The sequence below is a fragment of the Modestobacter italicus genome (assembly GCF_000306785.1).
Classification (GTDB): Bacteria; Actinomycetota; Actinomycetes; order Mycobacteriales; family Geodermatophilaceae; genus Modestobacter; species Modestobacter italicus.
The window spans coordinates 1,057,440-1,075,096 of the sequence record NC_017955.1 but is presented as its reverse complement, the minus strand read 5'-3'; the positions used below and the strand labels follow the sequence as shown (position 1 = coordinate 1,075,096).

Annotated in this window: 19 protein-coding genes; 9 read left to right on the top strand and 10 right to left on the bottom strand. The window is 76.2% G+C overall.

Annotated elements, in window-relative coordinates; genetic code table 11:
* Nucleotide 1 precedes the first annotated feature (1 nt).
* The 5 genes from MODMU_RS05165 to MODMU_RS05145 all read right to left on the bottom strand — a co-directional run bounded on the left by MODMU_RS05165 (nucleotide 2) and on the right by MODMU_RS05145 (nucleotide 4,364).
* Nucleotides 2-637 carry a response regulator gene (locus tag MODMU_RS05165; protein ID WP_014739129.1) on the bottom strand — a complete coding sequence of 212 codons (636 nt, stop codon included), beginning with the start codon at nucleotides 635-637 and terminating at the stop codon, nucleotides 2-4.
* Nucleotides 634-1,881 (bottom strand): sensor histidine kinase, encoded by a 1,248-nt coding sequence (locus MODMU_RS05160; protein WP_231851766.1) that lies wholly within the window; start codon nucleotides 1,879-1,881, stop codon nucleotides 634-636. Before MODMU_RS05160 ends, MODMU_RS05165 begins: the two co-directional genes overlap by 4 nt.
* Entirely contained in the window at nucleotides 1,860-2,684 is an 825-nt protein-coding gene (locus MODMU_RS05155; protein ID WP_014739127.1) for an ABC transporter permease, read from the bottom strand. The genes MODMU_RS05160 and MODMU_RS05155 overlap by 22 nt, the downstream gene beginning before the upstream one ends.
* A complete protein-coding gene (locus MODMU_RS05150; protein ID WP_014739126.1) occupies nucleotides 2,681-3,580 on the bottom strand; it encodes an ABC transporter ATP-binding protein in 900 nt (299 codons plus the stop codon). The genes MODMU_RS05155 and MODMU_RS05150 overlap by 4 nt, the downstream gene beginning before the upstream one ends.
* An 85-nt stretch (nucleotides 3,581-3,665) precedes the next feature.
* Nucleotides 3,666-4,364 carry an SDR family oxidoreductase gene (locus tag MODMU_RS05145; RefSeq protein WP_014739125.1) on the bottom strand — a complete coding sequence of 233 codons (699 nt, stop codon included), beginning with the start codon at nucleotides 4,362-4,364 and terminating at the stop codon, nucleotides 3,666-3,668.
* Between the two features lie 139 nt (nucleotides 4,365-4,503).
* Here MODMU_RS05145 and MODMU_RS05140 point away from each other — a divergent pair, with 139 nt between their 5' ends.
* The gene (locus MODMU_RS05140; protein WP_014739123.1) at nucleotides 4,504-6,006 is read left to right on the top strand and encodes an AlkA N-terminal domain-containing protein; all 1,503 of its coding nucleotides are present in this window, start codon (nucleotides 4,504-4,506) and stop codon (nucleotides 6,004-6,006) included.
* Nucleotides 6,003-6,536, top strand: a complete 534-nt coding sequence (locus tag MODMU_RS05135; RefSeq protein WP_014739122.1) for a methylated-DNA--[protein]-cysteine S-methyltransferase — start codon at nucleotides 6,003-6,005, stop codon at nucleotides 6,534-6,536. The genes MODMU_RS05140 and MODMU_RS05135 overlap by 4 nt, the downstream gene beginning before the upstream one ends.
* A gap of 3 nt (nucleotides 6,537-6,539) precedes the next feature.
* Here MODMU_RS05135 and MODMU_RS05130 read toward each other — a convergent pair whose 3' ends face one another.
* A complete protein-coding gene (locus tag MODMU_RS05130) occupies nucleotides 6,540-6,980 on the bottom strand; it encodes a VOC family protein (RefSeq protein ID WP_014739121.1) in 441 nt (146 codons plus the stop codon).
* A 73-nt stretch (nucleotides 6,981-7,053) separates the two neighbouring features.
* Here MODMU_RS05130 and MODMU_RS05125 point away from each other — a divergent pair, with 73 nt between their 5' ends.
* Together MODMU_RS05125 and MODMU_RS05120 are read left to right on the top strand one after the other, a co-directional pair.
* Nucleotides 7,054-8,229 (top strand): DNA recombination protein RmuC, encoded by a 1,176-nt coding sequence (locus tag MODMU_RS05125; RefSeq protein WP_014739120.1) that lies wholly within the window; start codon nucleotides 7,054-7,056, stop codon nucleotides 8,227-8,229.
* Nucleotides 8,230-8,484: 255 nt separating this feature from the next.
* The gene (locus MODMU_RS05120) at nucleotides 8,485-9,126 is read left to right on the top strand and encodes a DUF6542 domain-containing protein (RefSeq protein WP_014739119.1); all 642 of its coding nucleotides are present in this window, start codon (nucleotides 8,485-8,487) and stop codon (nucleotides 9,124-9,126) included.
* Between the two features lie 28 nt (nucleotides 9,127-9,154).
* On the opposite strand, the gene MODMU_RS05115 is transcribed toward MODMU_RS05120, so the two are convergent.
* Nucleotides 9,155-10,126 carry a 4-hydroxy-3-methylbut-2-enyl diphosphate reductase gene (locus tag MODMU_RS05115; protein WP_014739118.1) on the bottom strand — a complete coding sequence of 324 codons (972 nt, stop codon included), beginning with the start codon at nucleotides 10,124-10,126 and terminating at the stop codon, nucleotides 9,155-9,157.
* A gap of 141 nt (nucleotides 10,127-10,267) precedes the next feature.
* Between MODMU_RS05115 and MODMU_RS05110 the strand changes: the two genes are divergently transcribed.
* The 4 genes from MODMU_RS05110 (at nucleotide 10,268) to MODMU_RS05095 (ending at nucleotide 14,430) form a co-directional block, all read left to right on the top strand.
* On the top strand, nucleotides 10,268-12,013 hold the full coding sequence (locus MODMU_RS05110; protein WP_014739117.1) for a hypothetical protein: 1,746 nt from the start codon (nucleotides 10,268-10,270) through the stop codon (nucleotides 12,011-12,013).
* A gap of 106 nt (nucleotides 12,014-12,119) precedes the next feature.
* The gene (locus tag MODMU_RS05105) at nucleotides 12,120-12,965 is read left to right on the top strand and encodes a M15 family metallopeptidase (RefSeq protein ID WP_197537382.1); all 846 of its coding nucleotides are present in this window, start codon (nucleotides 12,120-12,122) and stop codon (nucleotides 12,963-12,965) included.
* Between the two features lie 29 nt (nucleotides 12,966-12,994).
* A complete protein-coding gene (xseA, locus tag MODMU_RS05100; RefSeq protein ID WP_014739115.1) occupies nucleotides 12,995-14,218 on the top strand; it encodes an exodeoxyribonuclease VII large subunit in 1,224 nt (407 codons plus the stop codon).
* Nucleotides 14,215-14,430: an exodeoxyribonuclease VII small subunit gene (locus MODMU_RS05095; RefSeq protein WP_014739114.1), complete on the top strand. Its 216-nt coding sequence runs from the start codon at nucleotides 14,215-14,217 to the stop codon at nucleotides 14,428-14,430. The genes xseA and MODMU_RS05095 overlap by 4 nt, the downstream gene beginning before the upstream one ends.
* Before the next feature lie 12 nt (nucleotides 14,431-14,442).
* Here MODMU_RS05095 and MODMU_RS05090 read toward each other — a convergent pair whose 3' ends face one another.
* On the bottom strand, nucleotides 14,443-15,066 hold the full coding sequence (locus MODMU_RS05090) for a DUF4245 domain-containing protein (protein WP_014739113.1): 624 nt from the start codon (nucleotides 15,064-15,066) through the stop codon (nucleotides 14,443-14,445).
* 69 nt (nucleotides 15,067-15,135) lie between these two features.
* On the opposite strand from MODMU_RS05090, the gene glpX reads away from it, so the two are divergent.
* Nucleotides 15,136-16,206, top strand: a complete 1,071-nt coding sequence (glpX, locus tag MODMU_RS05085) for a class II fructose-bisphosphatase (protein WP_014739112.1) — start codon at nucleotides 15,136-15,138, stop codon at nucleotides 16,204-16,206.
* Between the two features lie 9 nt (nucleotides 16,207-16,215).
* Here the strand turns inward: glpX and MODMU_RS05080 are convergent, their stop codons facing one another.
* On the bottom strand, nucleotides 16,216-16,905 hold the full coding sequence (locus tag MODMU_RS05080; protein ID WP_014739111.1) for a DUF1707 SHOCT-like domain-containing protein: 690 nt from the start codon (nucleotides 16,903-16,905) through the stop codon (nucleotides 16,216-16,218).
* A gap of 41 nt (nucleotides 16,906-16,946) precedes the next feature.
* Nucleotides 16,947-17,633: a hypothetical protein gene (locus MODMU_RS29035; RefSeq protein ID WP_014739110.1), complete on the bottom strand. Its 687-nt coding sequence runs from the start codon at nucleotides 17,631-17,633 to the stop codon at nucleotides 16,947-16,949.
* Nucleotides 17,634-17,657: the final 24 nt, after the last annotated feature.

The window sequence follows — 17,657 nt, the reverse complement described above, 5'->3', positions numbered from 1 at the left end:
GTCAGGCGGCGCCGGGGCCGGGGAGGAGCCCGCGCTCGACGGCCACCAGCACGGCCCGAGTCCGGTCGTCGACGCCCAGCTTGGCGAACACCCGCAGCAGGTGGGTCTTCACCGTCGCCTCGCCGATGAACAGCTCTCGGCCGATCTCGGCGTTGGTCAGCCCGCGGGAGACCCCGGCGAGCACCTGCAGCTCGCGGGCGGTCGGCGCCTCGACGGCCGGCGCGCGCATCCGGGACATCAGCCTCGCCGCCACCGGCGGCGCCAGCACGGTCTCCCCGCGGGCCGCGGCCCGGACGGCGTCGGCGAGCTGCGGCAGCGGGGTGTCCTTGAGCAGGTAGCCCGTCGCGCCGGCCTCGACGGCCCGCACGATGTCGGCGTCCGTGTCATAGGTGGTCAGCACCAGCACCCGGACGTCGGGGTGCGCGGCGGCGATCCGGCCGGTCGCCGTCACGCCGTCCATCCGCGGCATCCGCAGGTCCATCAGGACGACGTCCGGGCGGTGCTCGGCGACCGCGGCCAGCGCCTCGAGCCCGTCGGAGGCCTCCGCCACGACGTCCAGGTCGGGCTGGGCGGCGAGCCAGCCGACCAGCCCGCCGCGGACCACCGGGTGGTCGTCGACCACGAGGACCCGGGTCACCGGACCGGCACCCGCACCGTCACCCGGGTGCCCTCGCCCGGCGCGGACACCACGTCGACGGCACCGCCCACCTGCGCCGCCCGGTCCCGCAGCCCGGCCAGCCCGACGCCGGGGGCGGCCGCGGCGTCGAAGCCCACGCCGTCGTCCTCGACGTGCACGGAGACCTGCGCCGACGCACCCGTCCCGACCCGGCTGACCCGCAGCACCACCGCGGTGGCCGAGGCGTGCCGCCGGACGTTGGCCAGCGCCTCCTGGGCGCCGCGCAGCAGCACGATCTCCTCGGCGCGGGACAGGCCGCCGCCGTCGCCCAGCGCGGAGGTGTCCAGCCGGGTGGCCAGCCCGGTCTCCCGGCCGAACCGCTCGGCGAGCCGCTGCAGCGCCTCCACCAGCGTCGAGGAGTCCAGCGCCACCGGGGCGAAGGCGGCGACCATGGCCCGGGCCTCGCCGAGGTTCTCCCGGGCCACCTCCTCGATGAGCGCCACCCGCTCGGCGGCCGCCAATGGGTCCGCCGGCAGCTGGGCCGCCACCGTCTGGGCCAGGACGACGATGCTCGTGTAGCCTTGGGCGAGGGTGTCGTGCACCTCGCGCGCCCACCGCTCCCGCTCCGCCGCGACGCCCCGCTCGTGGTGCGCGACCGCCAGCTCGTCGCGGGTGGCCTGCAGCTCGGCGATGAGCTGGTCGCGCTGCACGCTCAGGGTGAGCAGGCGGTGCACCCACAGCCCCATGAGCAGGCTCAGCGCCGCGCCCAGCAGCGTCTCCCCCGGCCCCCACAGCGGCTCGTCGCCGCGCGTCCAGGCGACCAGCGGGCCGGCGGTGGCGGCCGCAGCGAGCACCAGGGTCCACAGCACGCCCGCCGGCAGCGTCCCGGTCACGAACCAGACCAGCGGGTAGGCGACCCACATGACGAACAGCAGCGACGGCTGCTGCCAGGCCAGCACCGCCACCACCGCGACGTGCACCGCCAGGAAGCCGGCGGCCCGCAGGCCGCCGGCGTCGACCGCCGCCCACGCACCGGCCAGCAGGTAGGAAAGCGCCCACACCGCCAGTGCCGCCACCAGCAGCGGGCGGTCGCCGTCCAGCGCCTCGACCAGCGCGACGGCGACCACCGCGGCGAACGCCAGGTGCAGCACCCCGCCGACCACCCGGGCCGTCCCACGCGGCAACGGGCTGCTGCCGTCGTCCCGGGCCGGGACGACGGCAGCGCGCCAGCCGGAGCCGGAGGTCACCCCTCGGCCCGACGCCACCGGAACGTCCGCACGCACACCACGAGACCGATGATCACCCATGCCAGCAGCACCAGGACAGTGCGACCGTGCTCCCAGCTGCCGGCGACCTCGAACGCGCCCGCCTGCTCGGGCAGGAACGCCGACCGCATCCCCTGGGTCAGCCACTTCAGCGGGAACAGCGCGGCGAGCTGCTGCATCCAGCCGGGCAGCTCCAGGAAGCCGAAGAAGACGCCGGAGAAGAACTGCAGGACCAGCGCCAGCGCGGAGATGCCGGTGGTCACCGAGGACGCGTTGCCCGGCAGCGCCGACACCGCGATCCCGAGCACCGTGCCGGCCAGCGCCCCGAGCACGGCCACCCAGCCGAAGGTGAGCCAGTGGGCGAGGTCGACGGGCATCGGGACGTCGTAGCCGTAGCGGGCCACCGGCAGCAGCAGCGCGAGCTGCGCGGCCACCGCGACCAGCACCTGCCCGGCCTTGCCCGCGAAGTAGGCGGCCGGCGGGGTGCCCAGCAGCTGCAGCCGGGCCAGCTGGCCGGCCTCGCGCTCGGCGGCGACCGTCGTCCCGACCGCCTGGAAGCTGATCAGCATGATGCCGGTGGCCGCGATCCCGGCCAGGAAGTACTGCGGGAACGGGATGTCACCCGGCCGCTCGTCGCCCCCGAGGATCGCCGAGAAGATCACCATCATCAGCACCGGGTAGGCGAAGGTGAACACCACGAGCTGCCGCTCGCGGGCGAACAGCCGCAGCTCCAGACCGGTGCGGGCGAGCGCGATCCGCGCGGCCGACGGCGGGGCGGGGCGGGGTGCCAGGACGGTGGTCATCGCGGGTCTCCTCCGGGGGTGGCACCGACGAGGGCGAGGTAGACGTCCTCCAGGCCGGGACGGGTGACGGACAGGCCGGGCACCTCGTTCCGGGTGGCGGCGAGCAGGTCGCGCAGCACCAGGGACGGCGTCTCGCTGCGCACCTCGCGCCAGTCGCCGTCCTCCCGCCAGCGCACGGTGGCGACCCGGCGCAGCGCGGCGCCCAGCTCGGCGGGCGGGGCCACCTCGACCAGCCGGCCGCCGGCGACGACGCCGACCCGGTCGGCGAGCTCCGCGGCCTCGTCCAGGTAGTGGGTGGTGAGCAGCACCGTCGTCCCGCCGGACCGCAGGTCGCGGACCAGCTGCCAGAACTGGCGGCGGGCGACCGGGTCCATCCCGGTCGTCGGCTCGTCGAGGAACACCAGCTCGGGGCTCCCCTGCACGCCGAGGGCGACCGCCAGCCGGCGGCGCTGGCCGCCGGACAGCCGGCGCACCCGGGTGCCGGCCTGCTCGGTGAGCCCCACGGCGGCCAGCAGCTCCGCGGTGGGCCGCGGGGTGGCGGTGTAGTGCGCGAAGTGGTCGAGGGTCTCTTGGACGCTGAGCTCCTGGCCGGCGCCCTCGCCCTGGCTGACGACGCCGACCCGGGCCCGCCAGCCGCGGCCCGCGACCGCCGGGTCCTCGCCGAGCACCAGCACCTCGCCGGCGTCCCGGCGGCGCACGCCCTCGAGCACCTCGATCGTGGTGGTCTTGCCCGCCCCGTTCGGGCCGAGCAGGGCGAAGCACTCGCCCCGCCGCACCTCGAGGTCGAGTCCGTCGAGGACGGCCCGGCCTCCGTAGCTCTTCGCGAGGCCGCGGACGAGCACGGCCGGCGCCGGGCCGGTCGGGGTCGCCGGCGGTGCCAGCTGCGTCGATGTCATGCACCCACCCTGTCGCCGGCCGGCCGCGTCCGGGACCACCGGAGTGCGGGTCCGCCGTCCACCGATCGGTGGACGGCGGACCGGCTCAGCGGGTCAGCTGCGGGTACAGCGCCGCCACCCCGCCGGCGAGACCGGCCTGCACCTGGCGGCTGACCTCGTCGGCCACGATCTCGGTGCTGTCGGCCTCGATCGCGTCGACGGCGATCCGGGCGATCTCGGCCGGGTCGGACTTGGGCGCCTCGACGTCCGCGGCCATGTCGGTGTCCATGTACCCGACGTGCAGCCCGGCGACGGTGACGCCGCGGGGGGCGAGCTCGGCGCGTAGCCCGTTGGTCATCGACCAGGCCGCGGACTTGGCCGCGCTGTAGGCCCCGGTGCCCGGGAAGCTGACCCAGGACAGCGCGGACAGCACGTTCACGATGGTGCCGCCGGCCCGCTCGACCTGCGGCAGGAACGCCCGGACCACCGACAGCGTGCCCAGGTAGTGGGTGTCCAGCTCGGCCTGCAGGTCGGCCAGGTCGGCGGTCAGCAGGTTGCTGCGGGTGTCGATGCCCGCGTTGTTGACCAGCAGCGAGACGTCCCCGGTCGCCGCCGCGGCCGCGGCGATCGAGGCGGGGTCGGTGATGTCGAGCGCGAGCGGGGTGACGCCGGGCAGGTCGACCGACCCGGGCCGGCGGGCACCGGCGAGGACGGTCGCCCCGCGGGAGACGAGCTCGGCGGCGAGCGCCCGGCCGAAGCCGCGGTTGGCGCCGGTGACGAGGGCGGTGGTGGTGCGGAAGTCCACGAGTCTGCTCCAGTTGGTTCGATTCTCGTACTTAGTGGCTGGAACGGTAGGCCCCTTCGGTGCGGACGTCGAACGCACCCCCCACCGCGGTGTCCGAAAGCCGCCAGTCAGCGCCCGCCGGTGGTGCCATGCTCGTGCCGTGACCGGGACCCTGGAGCGCGGACGACTCGACGCGGAGCACTGCTACCGCGCGGTGACCAGCCGCGACCCGCGGTTCGACGGCTGGTTCGTGACCGCGGTACACAGCACCGGCATCTACTGCCGGCCCTCCTGCCCGGCGCGGACCCCGCTGCAGCGCAACGTCGAGTTCCACACCACCGCGGCCTCGGCCCAGGCGGCCGGCTTCCGCGCCTGCCGCCGGTGCCGGCCGGACGCCGTCCCCGGCTCCCCCGACTGGGACGTCCGCGCCGACGTCGTCGCCCGGGCGATGCGGCTGATCGCCGACGGCGAGGTGGAGCGCGGCGGCGTCGGGGGGCTGGCCGGCCGGCTCGGCTACTCCGAGCGCCAGCTGCACCGGCTGCTCACCGCCGAGCTCGGCGTCGGCCCGCTCGCGCTGGCCCGGGCGCAGCGCGCCAGGACCGCCCGGCTGCTGATCGAGACGACGCTGCTGCCGATGGCCGACGTCGCCTTCGCGTCCGGCTTCGCCTCCGTCCGGCAGTTCAACGACACCGTCCGGTCGGTGTTCGGGACGACGCCCTCCGCGCTCCGCCCGGCGACCCCGCGCAGCGACGGGGGCAGCCCGGGGTGGCTCACCCTCCGGCTGGCCGCCCGCGCCCCGTTCGCGGCCGACGAGGTGCTGCTCTTCCTCGGCGCGCACGCCACCCCGGGCCTGGAGGAGTGGGACGGGACGACGTTCTCCCGGGTGCTCGACCTGCCGCACGGGCCCGCCGTCGTCCGGCTCTCCCCCGCCCCGGACGGCAGCGCGGCGGTCAGCGCCCGGCTGCGGCTGCACGACCTGCGCGACCTCGGGGTCGCGGTGACCCGGTGCCGGCGGCTGCTGGACCTGGACGCCGACCCGGCCGCGATCGACGCCGTGCTCGGGGCGGACCCGGCGCTGGCGCCGCTGGTCGCCGGGGCGCCGGGACGCCGGGTGCCGACCGCGCCGGACGCCGAGGAGCTCGCCGTCCGCGCGGTGCTCGGCCAGCAGGTGTCGGTGGCCGGCGCCCGCACGCTCACCGCCCGGGTGGTCACCGCCGCGGGCCGCCCGCTGGCCGAGCCGGTCGGCACCCTGACCCACGCCTTCCCCCGCGCCGCCGACCTGGCCGGGGCCGACCTCACCGCGGTCGGGCTCACCGGCGCGCGGCGGCGCACCGTGCACACCCTGGCCACCGCGCTGGCCGAGGGCGCGGTGGTGCTCAACCCGGGCGCGGACCGGGACGAGGCCCGGCGGCAGCTGCTGGCGCTGCCCGGGATCGGCCCGTGGACGGCGGCCCTGGTCGGGCTGCGCGGGCTGGCCGACCCCGACGTGTGGCTGCCCGGCGACCTGGCGCTGCGCCGCAGCCTGGCCGCGCTGGGCAGCTCCGACGCCGAGGCCGACGGGCGCTGGCGGCCGTGGCGTTCCTACGCCGTGATGCACCTCTGGGCGCTCGCCGTCCCCACCCTCTTCACCCGCGGTCCCCTCTCCGATCGGAGCCCGTCATGAGCACCGCCCCCGCCCGGTTCGCCTGCGTCGCCACCCCGCCCGGCCCGTTCACCGTCGTCGTCACCGCCGGGCCCGACGGCGAGGACGTCGTGCTGGCCAGCGGCTGGACCGACGACGTCAGCGACCTGCTGCCCGTCGTCCACCGGTCGCTGCGGCCGACCTGGGTCGAGCGCGCCGACACCCTGCCGGTGCTCGACGTCGTCGCGGCGTTCACCGCCGGGGACGTCGCCGCCATCGACGCCGTGCCGGTGCGGCAGCGGTCCGGCCCGTTCCTCACCGACGCCTGGGAGGTGCTGCGCACGGTGCCCGCAGGCCGGCCGGACACCTACGCCGAGTTCGCCGCCCGGTGCGGCCGCCCGTCGGCGGTCCGCGCGGCCGCCGGCGCCTGCGCGCGGAACGCCGCGGCGCTGTTCGTGCCCTGCCACCGGGTGCTGGCCACCGGCGGCGGGCTGGGCGGCTTCCGCTGGGGGACGCCGGTCAAGCGGTGGCTGCTCGACCACGAGGCGGAGCACGCCCCCGTCGGCGTGTGAGCCTCAGACCGGCGCGGACAGCTCCAGGTTGATGTCGTCGGGGTCCTGGACCGACAGGATCGCCAGGCCCAGGCCGTCGAGCTCGGTGACCTCCCCGTGCACCACCCCGGCCTCGTCGAGCCGGGCGGCGGCCGCCCGGAGCTCGGCCAGCGAGCCCAGCGCGAGGCTCAGGTGGTCCAGCCCGACCCGGGTGGACTCGAAGACGTCGCCGGTCGCGGCCACCGGGCGCAGGCCGACGAGCTGCTCGCCGACCGGGAACACGCACCCGCCGAAGAGCCGCTCCGGGTCCTCGCGCACGCCCGGGCCGTCGACCTGGTCGCTGAAGTCGAAGACCGGGTCGACGCCGAGCAGCGAGCGGTAGAACGCCCTCGACCGGGCGATGTCGGTGACGGTGAGCCGGACGTGGTGGACGGCCCGGGGCTGGGCCAGCGGGGACTCGGTCATGCCGCCACTGTGGGACACGCGGACCGGCGCCGCTCACCCGGAACTGTCGGAGCCCTGGGGCAGGCTCCCGGGCATGGACGCCGCCTCCCTGCTCCTCGGGCTCCTCCTCGGCGCGCTGCTGGCCACCGCCGTGACCCTCGGCGTGGTGGCGCTGCGCGCCCGGCCGGCCGCGGCGCCCGACGCGCTCGAGCCGGTGCACGAGTCGCTGGACCACCTGCACCGGCTGCTGGCCGGCATCGAGCGGGACCGCGCCACCGCGCACGGGGAGCTGCGCGAGCAGGTCGGCACGATCGGGCAGACCTCGGCGCTGCTCCGCCAGGAGACGGCGGCGCTGGTCACCGCGCTGCGCACGCCGCACGTGCGCGGCCGCTGGGGCGAGCTGCAGCTGCGCCGGGTGGTCGAGGTCGCCGGGCTGCTGGAGCACTGCGACTTCGTCGAGCAGCCGTCGGGCACCACGGAGGACGGCGCCCGGGTGCGGCCGGACCTGGTGGTCACCCTCGCCGACGGGCGCCAGGTGATCGTCGACGCGAAGGTGCCGTTCACCGGCTACATCGACGCCGTCCAGGCCACCGACCCGGCGGTGCGCGCCCAGCGCGTCGCCGACCACGCCCGCCAGCTGCGCACCCACGTCGACGCGCTGGCCGCCCGCCACTACCCCACCGCGTTCGGCTCGGCGGCGCCGTTCACCGTGCTGTTCGTCCCCTCCGACGGCTTCCTCACCACCGCGCTGGAGGCCGAGCCCGCGCTGCTGGAGCACGGGTTCGCCCGCGACGTCATCGTCGCGACGCCGAGCACGCTGCTGGCCCTGCTCCGCACCGTGGCCTACTCGTGGCGCCAGGAGCGGCTGGCGCAGGACGCCGCCGCGGTGCTCGAGGTCGGCCGCACGGTGCACACCCGGCTGAGCACGCTGTCCGGCCACCTCACCCGGCTCGGTTCGGCCCTGGGCTCGGCGCTCACCCGCTACAACGAGACGGTCGGCTCCTACGAGAACTCGGTGCTGGTGGCCACCCGCCGGTTCGACGATCTCGGGGTCGCCGCCGCGCCGGTGCCCACCCCGGGGCCGGTCGAGGGCGCGGTGCGGGTGCTGCGGTCGGTGCCCGACGGCGAGCCGGGCCCGCGTCCGGCCGAGCTGCCGCTGCCCGGCGTGCGTTCCCCCGTCCCCGGCAGCGGGCCCTCGGCCACCGGGTACGGCGGCCCGGTCTACGGCAGCACGGCCTACGGCAGCGGGGTCGACGGCAGCGCCGGCTGAGCCGCGCCCGGCACCCGCGCGGCGGCTGGGGTCGCTGGGGCTGGAGAGGTGCAGCTGTGCACAAAGCGCCACCCGGCACCCCCGACACCAGCGACTTATGGCCCGCCACTCCCGCGATCTCCAGGATCTACTCAGGAAGGGCCGTTACCGTGGCCCGACCGGGTGGTGCGTTGACGCGTGCTGCCGTCGACGAGGAGGTGCACCATCGCTCCGGTCACTGTCGATGCTCGAGCTGGGGACTGGCGGGAGGAAGCCGTGCGTGCAGAGCGCAACGACGCCGGCTCCGCGGCCGGCCGCGGGTACCCGTCGCCGCGTGCGGGGGGCAGCAGTGCGCGTGGTCGCGCACCCGAACGGCCCGAGCGGGAGCGCCCGGAACGCGGGCACCCGGCCCGTGGCGGTCGCCCGCCCGAGCGCCGCGGCCCCGATCCCCGGTCCGCCCGCAGCGGACCGCCCCGGCCGTCCGCCGAGGTCCCCCGGCTCGCGGCCGACGACCGGCGTATCGGGTCCGCCGCATCCGGCCGGACCCGCACCGCGCCGGTCCCGGACTCCCGGCTGCGCGGCGTCCTCGCCGTCCTGGGCGTCTTCCTGCTGACCCTCGTCGCCGCGGCCGCCGACTCCTACATCGGGCTGGGCCTGGGGATGATCACCCTGGTCGCGCTCACCGCGGGCACCGCGGTGGCCACCCTGATCGTCCGCCGGCGGGACCTGCTCACCGTGGTGATCGCCCCGCCGCTGGTGTTCATCGCGGTGGCAGTGGTCAACCTCGCCCTGGCGCCGTCCGCGGACCTGACCCTGCCGGGCCTGGCGACGCTGCTGGTCCGGGGCTTCCCGGCGATGGGCATCGCCACCGGCGCGGCCGTCGCGCTGTCGCTGTTCCGGATGGCCACCAAGCGCTGAGCCGCACACGCAGGAAGGGGTCCTTCGACTAGTCGGACTCGACCGCGAGCGCCGCGCGCTTCTGCTTGAGCTCGTGCGGCAGCGCGAACACCAGCCGCTCCTCGGCGGCCTTGATGGTCGACACGTCCGGGTAGCCGCGCTCGGCCAGCCAGTCGAGCACGTCGCTGACCAGGATCTCCGGCACCGAGGCCCCGCTGGTGACGCCGACGGTGCCGACCCCCTCCAGCCACGCCTCGTCGATCTCGGAGGCGAAGTCGACCAGGTGGGAGTCGCGGGCGCCGGCCTCCAGCGCCACCTCGACCAGCCGGACGGAGTTCGACGAGTTCGTCGAGCCGACCACGATCACCAGGTCGCACTCACCGGCCATCTGCTTGACGGCCTGCTGGCGGTTCTGGGTGGCGTAGCAGATGTCGTCGCTGGGCGGGCTCTGCAGACCGGGGAAGCGGGCCTTGAGCGAGTCGACGGTGGTGAGCGTCTCGTCGACCGACAGCGTGGTCTGGGACAGCCAGACCACCTTCTCCGGGTCGCGGACCTGCACGGAGGCGATGTCGTCGGCGCCGTCGACGAGCTGGGTGTGGGCCGGCGCCTCGCCCATCGTGCCCTCGACCTCCTCGTGCCCGCGGTGGCCGATCAGGAGGATGTCGTAGTCCTCCTTGGCGAAGCGCTTGGCCTCCATGTGCACCTTGCTGACCAGCGGGCAGGTGGCGTCGATCGTCCGCAGCGACCGGGCCTCGGCCTCGGCCTTGACCGCCGGGGAGACACCGTGCGCGCTGAACACCACGACGGCGCCCTCGGGGACCTCGTCGGTCTCGTCGACGAACACCGCGCCGCGCCGCTCCAGGGTGGCGACGACGTGCTTGTTGTGGACGATCTGCTTCCGGACGTAGACCGGCGCGCCGTGGATCTCCAGTGCCCGCTCGACGGCGACCACCGCCCGGTCGACGCCGGCGCAGTACCCCCGGGGGTCGGCCAGCAGGACGCGTCCGCGCGGTTCAACCATGAGGCCATGGTAATGAAAGGACCCGCCTGCCCCCCACCACTCGCAAGCTCGTGGCGGGCCCCTGCAGGCGGGCCGGCCCCAAACGGGTGCAACATCACAGGTCCGGGTGCCGTTGATCGTCGCGTGGGGCACGCTTGAGCCATGGCTCGAGAGATCCCCGAGGTCGTCCGCGCATTCGCCGGACTGGCCGCCACCGTGCTCGATGAGGCCCGCAAGCTCCCCGCGACGCTGCCCGGGCTGCCGGTCCGCGTCATCGGGCAGGTCCTGCAGCACTCGCTGAAGCTCCAGCAGCAGTACTCCGGGCTGGTGGCCCGCGGCGACGAGCTGTTCACCGGGCTGCGCGGCGACGACGAGCCCGGGATGGCGACCTTCGACGACGACCTCCCCGCCGCTCCCCCGCCCGCCACCGCGAACCGCAGCTCCGCCTTCGACCGGGTCGACGAGGACGCGCTGCAGGACGCCGAGCTGGACGCCGGGTCCGACCCGGTGTTCGAGCAGCTCTCCGACGAGCTCGCCGACGACATGGCCGTCGCCGACCTGCCCCTGGCCGGGTCCGACGGCCTGGCCGACTCCGACGGCCTGCCGGACTCCGACGGCCTGCCGGAGGAGACCGCCGTCGTCCTGGCGCTGACCGCGGACGACGGGGACCTCAGCCCGGCCGAGGTCGCGGCGCTCCCCGACGACCCGCAGGCCGACGCGATCACCGCGGTGGTCGACGAGCTGGCCACCGAGGTCGACGCGGAGGTCGGGGCAACGGCCGGGGCCGACGTCCCCGAGGAGGTGCTCGACGAGCTGAGCGCCGACACCGTCACCGAAGCCGCCGAGGACGAGGCCGCGCTCGAGGAGGCCGTCGTCGAGGCCGTCCTCGAGGAGGCCGCGGTCGAGGAGGCCGTCGAGGAGGCGGTCGCCCTCGAGGAGGCACTGGAGGACGCCGCCGTCGAGGAGGCCGTCGTCGAGGCCGTCCTCGAGGAGGCCGCGGTCGAGGAGGCCGTCGAGGAGGCGGTCGCCCTCGAGGAGGCACTGGAGGACGCCGCCGTCGAGGAGGCCGTCGTCGAGGCCGTCCTCGAGGAGGCCGCGGTCGAGGAGGCCGCGGTCGAGGAGGCCGCGGTCGAGGAGGCCGTGGAAGAGGCGGTCGCCCTCGAAGAAGCCGTGGAGAACGCCGCCGTCGAGGACGCGGTCGTCGAGGCCGTCCTCGAAGAGGCCGCGGTCGAGGAGGCCGTGGAAGAGGCGGTCGCCCTCGAAGAAGCCCTGGAGGACGCCGCCGTCGAGGAGGCCGTCGCCGACGAGCTCATCGCCGACGCCGCGGTCGGTGACGCCCCGCCGGCCGAGCCGGCCGACACCCCCGCCGACACCCCCGCCGACACCCCCGCCGACACCCCCGCCGACACCCCGGACGTCGCCGCGCTCGAGGACGCCGCCGAGGAGCTCGTCGACCTGGGTGGCCCGGAGGCAGCCGAGAGCGTCACCCCCGGCAGCGACGTCACCGACAGCGCCGCCAGCGACCCGCTGGTCGCAGCCGAGCCGGCCGGGGATGCCGGCCCGGACGTCGCCGCGCTCGAGGAGGCGGCCGAGGAGCTGGTCGACCTGGGCGGCCCGGAGGCGGCCGAGAGCGTCACCCCCGGCAGCGACGTCACCGACAGCGCCGCCAGCGACCCGCTGGTGACGCCGGAGCGCGACGAACCGGCCGCGGGCGACGGCGCCGGGGCCACCAGCCCGGTCGAGGGGTACGACGCGTTCAGCATCCCGGCGCTGCGCGGGCGGCTGCGCAGCTACCCGATCGAGACGGTCGCCGACCTGCTGGACTACGAGCGGGCCACCCGGGCCCGGGCGCCGTACGTGACCCTGCTGCAGAACCGGCTGGAGAAGCTCAGCGCCGACCGCGGCTGACCGCGACCGGCCGAGCCGGTCCGGTTGGCCGCCGGGGGCCGGGTGTGGTGCCAGGATCCTGACCGGTCCGGGGACTCACCCGGCCGAGCGAGCACCGGGGAGACGGGTGGCCAGCAGCAGGCCAGGCGCAGCGCACCGGGCGGCACGCCGCCGCGGGTCCAGCACGCGCCGCGTCGTCGTCACGGTGGTGCTGCTGGCCGTGGTGGCCGCCGTCGTCGGGCTGGTCCGCGAGGCCCGGTCGTCCGACGCCCCGGTGACCGCCGACGCCGCCGGGACGTCGACGAGCGCGGCCGCGCCGTCCAGCAGCGCGCCCGCGACGACGTCGTCCGCGGCGCCGGCGACTCCGCCGCCGGCCGCGCCGACCTTCGACCGGACCCAGCTGTCCCTGGACGCCCCGGACAGCCTGTGGGTGGTCGTGGACAAGGCTCGGCCGCTCGCCCCGCTGGAGTACGCGCCGGCCGACCTGGTCGACATCGGCGGCCGGCAGCTGCGGGCCGAGGCCGCCCAGGCGATGCGCGACATGACCGCCGCCGCGGCCGCGCAGGGCCTGACCGTCACCCTGCAGAGCGCCTACCGCTCCTACGACTACCAGGTGGACACCTTCCGCAACCAGGTCGCCCGGTTCGGTGAGGCGCGGGCCGAGATCCAGGTCGCCCGCCCCGGCTACAGCGAGCACCAGACCGGGCTGGCCGCGGACGTCGGTGGCGGCGGCTGCGACATCGAGAGCTGCTTCGCCACCACCGCCGAGGGCCGGTGGGTCGCCGACCACGGCGCCGAGTTCGGCTGGATCGTCCGCTACCCAGACGGCGCGCAGGACGTCACCGGCTACAAGTACGAGCCCTGGCACGTCCGCTACGTGGGCGTCGCGCTGGCGACCGAGCTGCAGCGCACCGGGACGCGGACCCTCGAGGAGTTCTTCGGGCTGCCCGCGGCTCCGGGCTACCCCGGCTGACGTCAGAGCCCCGTGGCAGGCTCGCGGACGTGACCTCCCCGTCGTCCCCCGAGCAGCCGTGGCCGGTGCGCACCGTCGCCCGCAAGGTCGCCGAGTGGATCGGCCGGCTCGGTGAGGTCTGGGTCGAGGGGCAGGTCGCGCAGCTGTCCCGGCGGGGCGGCGCAGCCACCGTCTTCCTCACCCTGCGCGACCCCGCCGCGGACCTCTCCATCCCGGTGACCTGCCCCCGCGACGTCGCCGACCGCCCGGGGCTGGAGCTCACCGAGGGCGCCCGGGTCGTCGTCCGGGCCCGGCCGGACTACTACGTCGCCCGCGGCTCCTTCTCGCTGCGCGCCACCGAGATCCGCGCCGTCGGGCTGGGCGAGCTGCTCGCCCGGATCGAGCGGATCCGGCGGCTGCTGGCTGCCGAGGGCCTGTTCGACGCCGTGCGCAAGCGTCCGCTGCCCTTCGCCCCCGCCGTCGTCGGCGTGATCACCGGCCGGGACAGCGCAGCCGAGCGCGACGTGCTGGTCACCGCCCGCCGCCGCTGGCCCGCGGTGCGCTTCGCGGTGCACAACTGCGCCGTCCAGGGGCCGACGGCGGCCGAGTCGGTGATCGCCGGGCTGCGGAAGCTGGACGCCGACCCCGCCGTCGAGGTGATCGTGATCGCCCGGGGCGGCGGCTCGGTCGAGGACCTGCTGCCGTTCTCCGACGAGGGCCTGGTCCGGGCGATCGCGGCCACCCGCACCCCGGTGGTCACCGCCGTCGGCCACGAGACCGACACCACGCTGGTCGACCACGTCGCCGACGTCCGGGCGGCCACCCCCACCGACGCCGCGCACCGCGTCGTCCCCGAGATCGGTGAGCAGCGGCGGCTGGTCGACGGGCTGCGCGCCCGCGCGCGGCACCTGCTCGGCACCCGCCTGGAGCAGCAGGAGCGCTGGCTGGAGTCCGTGCGCAGCCGTCCGGTGCTGGCCGACCCCCAGCGGCTGCTGACCGGCCGGGCCGACGACGTGGCCATGCTGCGCGGCCGGGCGACCCGCACGCTCACCCACCGGCTCGAGGGCGCCGAGCGGGACCTCGTGCACGCCCGCGCGCAGGTGGCCGCGCTGTCGCCGCAGGCCACCCTCGACCGCGGCTACGCGGTGGTGCAGCGCGACGACGGGGCGCTGGTGCGCGACCCGGCCGAGGTGGCCGACGACGAGCGGCTGCAGGTGCGGGTCGCCGGCGGTCGGCTGCCGGTGCGGGTGGACCGGCAGGATGGGCGACCGTGAGCACCCCGGACCCGGCCGCCGAACCGACCCAGACCTACGAGCAGGCCCGCGAGGAGCTCGCCGACGTCGTCCGCCGGCTCGAGGCCGGCGGGCTCACCCTGGAGGAGTCGCTGGGCCTCTGGGAGCGCGGCGAGCAGCTAGCCGAGGTCTGCCAGCACTGGCTGGACCGGGCCCGCGAGCGCCTGGCCGCCGCCGCCCCGACCGACAGCTGACGCCGCCGCCCCTCAGGGCGCGTACGGCTGCAGGGAGCCGGCGAGGGTCTCCAGCTCGTCCTCCGACGCCGAGCCGGTGACCAGCAGGGTCGCGGTGCCCTCGGCGCGGGTCAGCGCCGTCTCCCCGCGCGGCGTGGTCAGCCGCTGCCAGGTGTCGGCGCCGACCTGCTGGGTGCCGTCCTCGGTGGCGTCGTCCAGGACGTCGGTGAGCGCGGTGGTGTCGGGGTCGTCGCTGATCACGTACTGGGCGAACTCCTCGGCCGGGGTGAGCCAGCCGATCTGCAGGCTCACCGGGTCCCCGGCCGCCGCCTGGCCGGCGTCGGTGCGCACGCTGGTGGGCCGCCAGTCGTCGGACAACCCCCGGGGCACCAGCAGCTGGTAGCCGGCCAGCTCCGCCGCCGCCCGCTCGGCGCTGGAGGTGTCCACCTCGCGGACCGGGTCGTCGGGGTTCTGCCGGATCGCGGTGACCCCGACGACGAGCAGGCAGCCGAGCACCAGCGGCAGCAGCGACCGGACCATGTTGGCGGCGGTGAACCGCTGCATCCGCTCGACGGCGGGTGACGTCGGGACCTCGGACGGCTCGGCCTGCGGGGGGACGGGACCGCCGGGCTGACCCTGCTGGCCGGTTTCGGGCATGCCCCTAGGATCGCAGCACTGCTCCCCCACCCCGCCGACAGCGTCGTCCGGCGGTCGTCAGGAGGTCCTGTGTCCCTGCCCCTGCCCGACGGACCACTGCCCGGCGGCACCGCCGCCCGGCCCAGCACCGGCGGCCGGGGCGACCGTCCGCCACCGGACCGCAACCTGGCCATGGAGCTGGTGCGGGTCACCGAGGCCGCGGCGATGGCCGCCGGCCGCTGGGTCGGCCGGGGCGACAAGAACGGCGGGGACGGCGCCGCGGTCGACGCGATGCGCGCGCTGATCGGCACCGTGAGCATGCGCGGCGTCGTGGTCATCGGGGAGGGCGAGAAGGACGAGGCCCCGATGCTCTACAACGGCGAGGAGGTCGGCGACGGCACCGGCGGTCACTACGACGTCGCCGTCGACCCCATCGACGGCACCACGCTGATGGCCAAGGGCATGCCCAACGCCGTCGCGGTGATGGCGGTGGCCGACCGGGGCGCGATGTACGACCCCTCGGCCGTCTTCTACATGGACAAGATCGCCACCGGGCCGATCGCCGCCGACGTCATCGACATCACCGCGCCGGTGGCCGAGAACATCCGCCGGGTGGCCAAGGCCAAGCGGGTGTCGGCCGCCGACGTCACCGTCTGCATCCTGGACCGCCCCCGGCACGAGACCCTGGTCCAGGAGGTGCGCGAGGCGGGCGCCCGGATCAAGTTCATCACCGACGGCGACGTCGCCGGCGCGATCGCCGCGGCCCGCGAGGGCACCGGTGTCGACCTGCTGATGGGCATCGGCGGCACCCCGGAGGGGATCATCACCGCCTGCGCGCTCAAGTGCATGGGCGGCGCCCTGCAAGGCCGCCTCTGGCCGCGGGACGACGCCGAGCGGCAGAAGGCGCTGGACGCCGGGCACGACCTGGACCGGGTGCTGCACATCGACGACCTGGTCCGCGGCGACGTGTTCTTCGTGGCCACCGGGATCACCGACGGCGAACTGCTGCGGGGCGTGCAGTACCGCGCGGGCGGCTGCACCACGCAGTCGCTGGTCATGCGCTCGCGGTCGGGCACCATCCGGTCGATCGACAGCCTGCACTCGCTGGCCAAGCTCAACGCGTACTCCGCCGTCCCGTTCGGCGACGACGACGACAGCTGAACCGGCGCGCTAGGGGCGGGGCGGCGGGGGCGGCAGCGGGGGCCGGCGGGCGGCCAGCCGGTCGAGCACCCCGCGCCAGCGGCTGGCGGACTCTCCCGGTGCCAGGCTGCGCAGCTTGAGGTCCCCGAAGACCGTCCAGCCGCGGACGACGACCCGCGGCGTGCCGGCCAGCCGGGGCACCGCGGCCAGCTGGGTCTTCCGGTCGCCGAACACCGTCCGGCCCTCGATCTCGGTGGCGACGCCCTCGCTGACGATCACCTCGACGTCGCCGAACACGGTGCCCAGCTGCAGGTGCACCACCTCCTCCGCGGTGCGCAGCCCCCGCAGGTCGATCCGGACGTCGCCGAAGACGGTGCTCACCCTGTCCGGCACGCTGGTGGTCGCGGTCAGCTTCACGTCGCCGAAGACGGTGGAGATCGCACCGCTGACCCGCTCGCCGACGACCTCCCCCACCGCCGGGACGGCGGAGGCAGGCGCCGGGAGGTCGGCCAGCAGCGCGTCCAGCTCGGCGGTGGTCACCGCCGTGTACGCCGCCGACGCGCGCTGGCCGAACTCGTCGAGGTCGATGCGCCCCTCCCCGACCGCGGTCTGCAGCCGGGCCACGGTCGCGTCGCGGTCGGCGTCCCCGGCCCGCACGCCCGGCGGAGCCGCCTCGGGACCGGGCTGACCGTCCGGGGCGGGCTCCGGGTGCTGCGTCATGCCGGGACCCTAGCGACGGGTCCCGCGCGCCGTCCTGGCCCTCAGTCGGTGTCGGAGTAGACGTCCGCGCAGTACGCCCACTCCCCGCCTCCCCGCCGCCCGGCGCAGGTGTCGCCGTACTCCTCGTAGGCGGAGTCCACGTCGGACTCGTCGTAGAGGGCGTCGCAGGAGGACATGTCGCCGTCGTGGCAGGCGACGGCGAGCTGGTCGAGCACCGGGTCGTCCCCGAGGCCGGTGGGCGCGCTGGTGGCGGTGGGCGCCGGGACCGTCGAGTCCGGGATCGCCCTCGCGAGCGCGACGACCACGGCGACGACCACGGCCAGCAGCGCCACGCCCCCGATGACCAGCCCGATCACCAGCTTCCGGCGGCCCGGCGGCCGGGCACCGGGGTACGCCCCGTGGGGCGCGCCGGCATAGCCGTACGGCGGCATCCCGTACGGCGGCTGCCCGTACTGCGGCTGCCCGTGGTGGGGTGCGCCGTACTGGGGCGGCCCGTACTGCGGTGGTCCGTACTGCGGTCGCCCGTACTGCGGTGGCCCGTACTGCGGGGCGCCGTGCTGCGAGGCCGCGTACAGCGAGGCCCCGTACTCGGTGCCCCCGTACGGCGGCTGCTGGTAGGGCGGCTGCTGGTACGGCGGCCCGTACGTGGGCTGCGGGTACGGCGTCGTCCCGTCGGGCTCCGGCGCCGTCCCCCACGGGGGCGGGTCGCCGGACGGCGGTCGGGTCATCGGTGCTCCTCGGCGGGGTGCGTG

Bases quoted from the DNA above. Each gene is read 5' to 3' on its own strand.
- MODMU_RS05135 (WP_014739122.1), top strand. From the start codon at position 6,003: ATGAGCACCGCCCCCGCCCGGTTCGCCTGCGTCGCCACCCCGCCCGGC.
- MODMU_RS05125 (WP_014739120.1), top strand. From the start codon at position 7,054: ATGGACGCCGCCTCCCTGCTCCTCGGGCTCCTCCTCGGCGCGCTGCTG.
- MODMU_RS29035 (WP_014739110.1), bottom strand. From the start codon at position 17,633: ATGACCCGACCGCCGTCCGGCGACCCGCCCCCGTGGGGGACGGCGCCG.
- MODMU_RS05155 (WP_014739127.1), bottom strand. From the start codon at position 2,684: ATGACCACCGTCCTGGCACCCCGCCCCGCCCCGCCGTCGGCCGCGCGG.
- MODMU_RS05115 (WP_014739118.1), bottom strand. From the start codon at position 10,126: ATGGTTGAACCGCGCGGACGCGTCCTGCTGGCCGACCCCCGGGGGTAC.
- MODMU_RS05090 (WP_014739113.1), bottom strand. From the start codon at position 15,066: ATGCCCGAAACCGGCCAGCAGGGTCAGCCCGGCGGTCCCGTCCCCCCG.
- MODMU_RS05080 (WP_014739111.1), bottom strand. From the start codon at position 16,905: ATGACGCAGCACCCGGAGCCCGCCCCGGACGGTCAGCCCGGTCCCGAG.
- MODMU_RS05130 (WP_014739121.1), bottom strand. From the start codon at position 6,980: ATGACCGAGTCCCCGCTGGCCCAGCCCCGGGCCGTCCACCACGTCCGG.
- MODMU_RS05110 (WP_014739117.1), top strand. From the start codon at position 10,268: ATGGCTCGAGAGATCCCCGAGGTCGTCCGCGCATTCGCCGGACTGGCC.
- MODMU_RS05150 (WP_014739126.1), bottom strand. From the start codon at position 3,580: ATGACATCGACGCAGCTGGCACCGCCGGCGACCCCGACCGGCCCGGCG.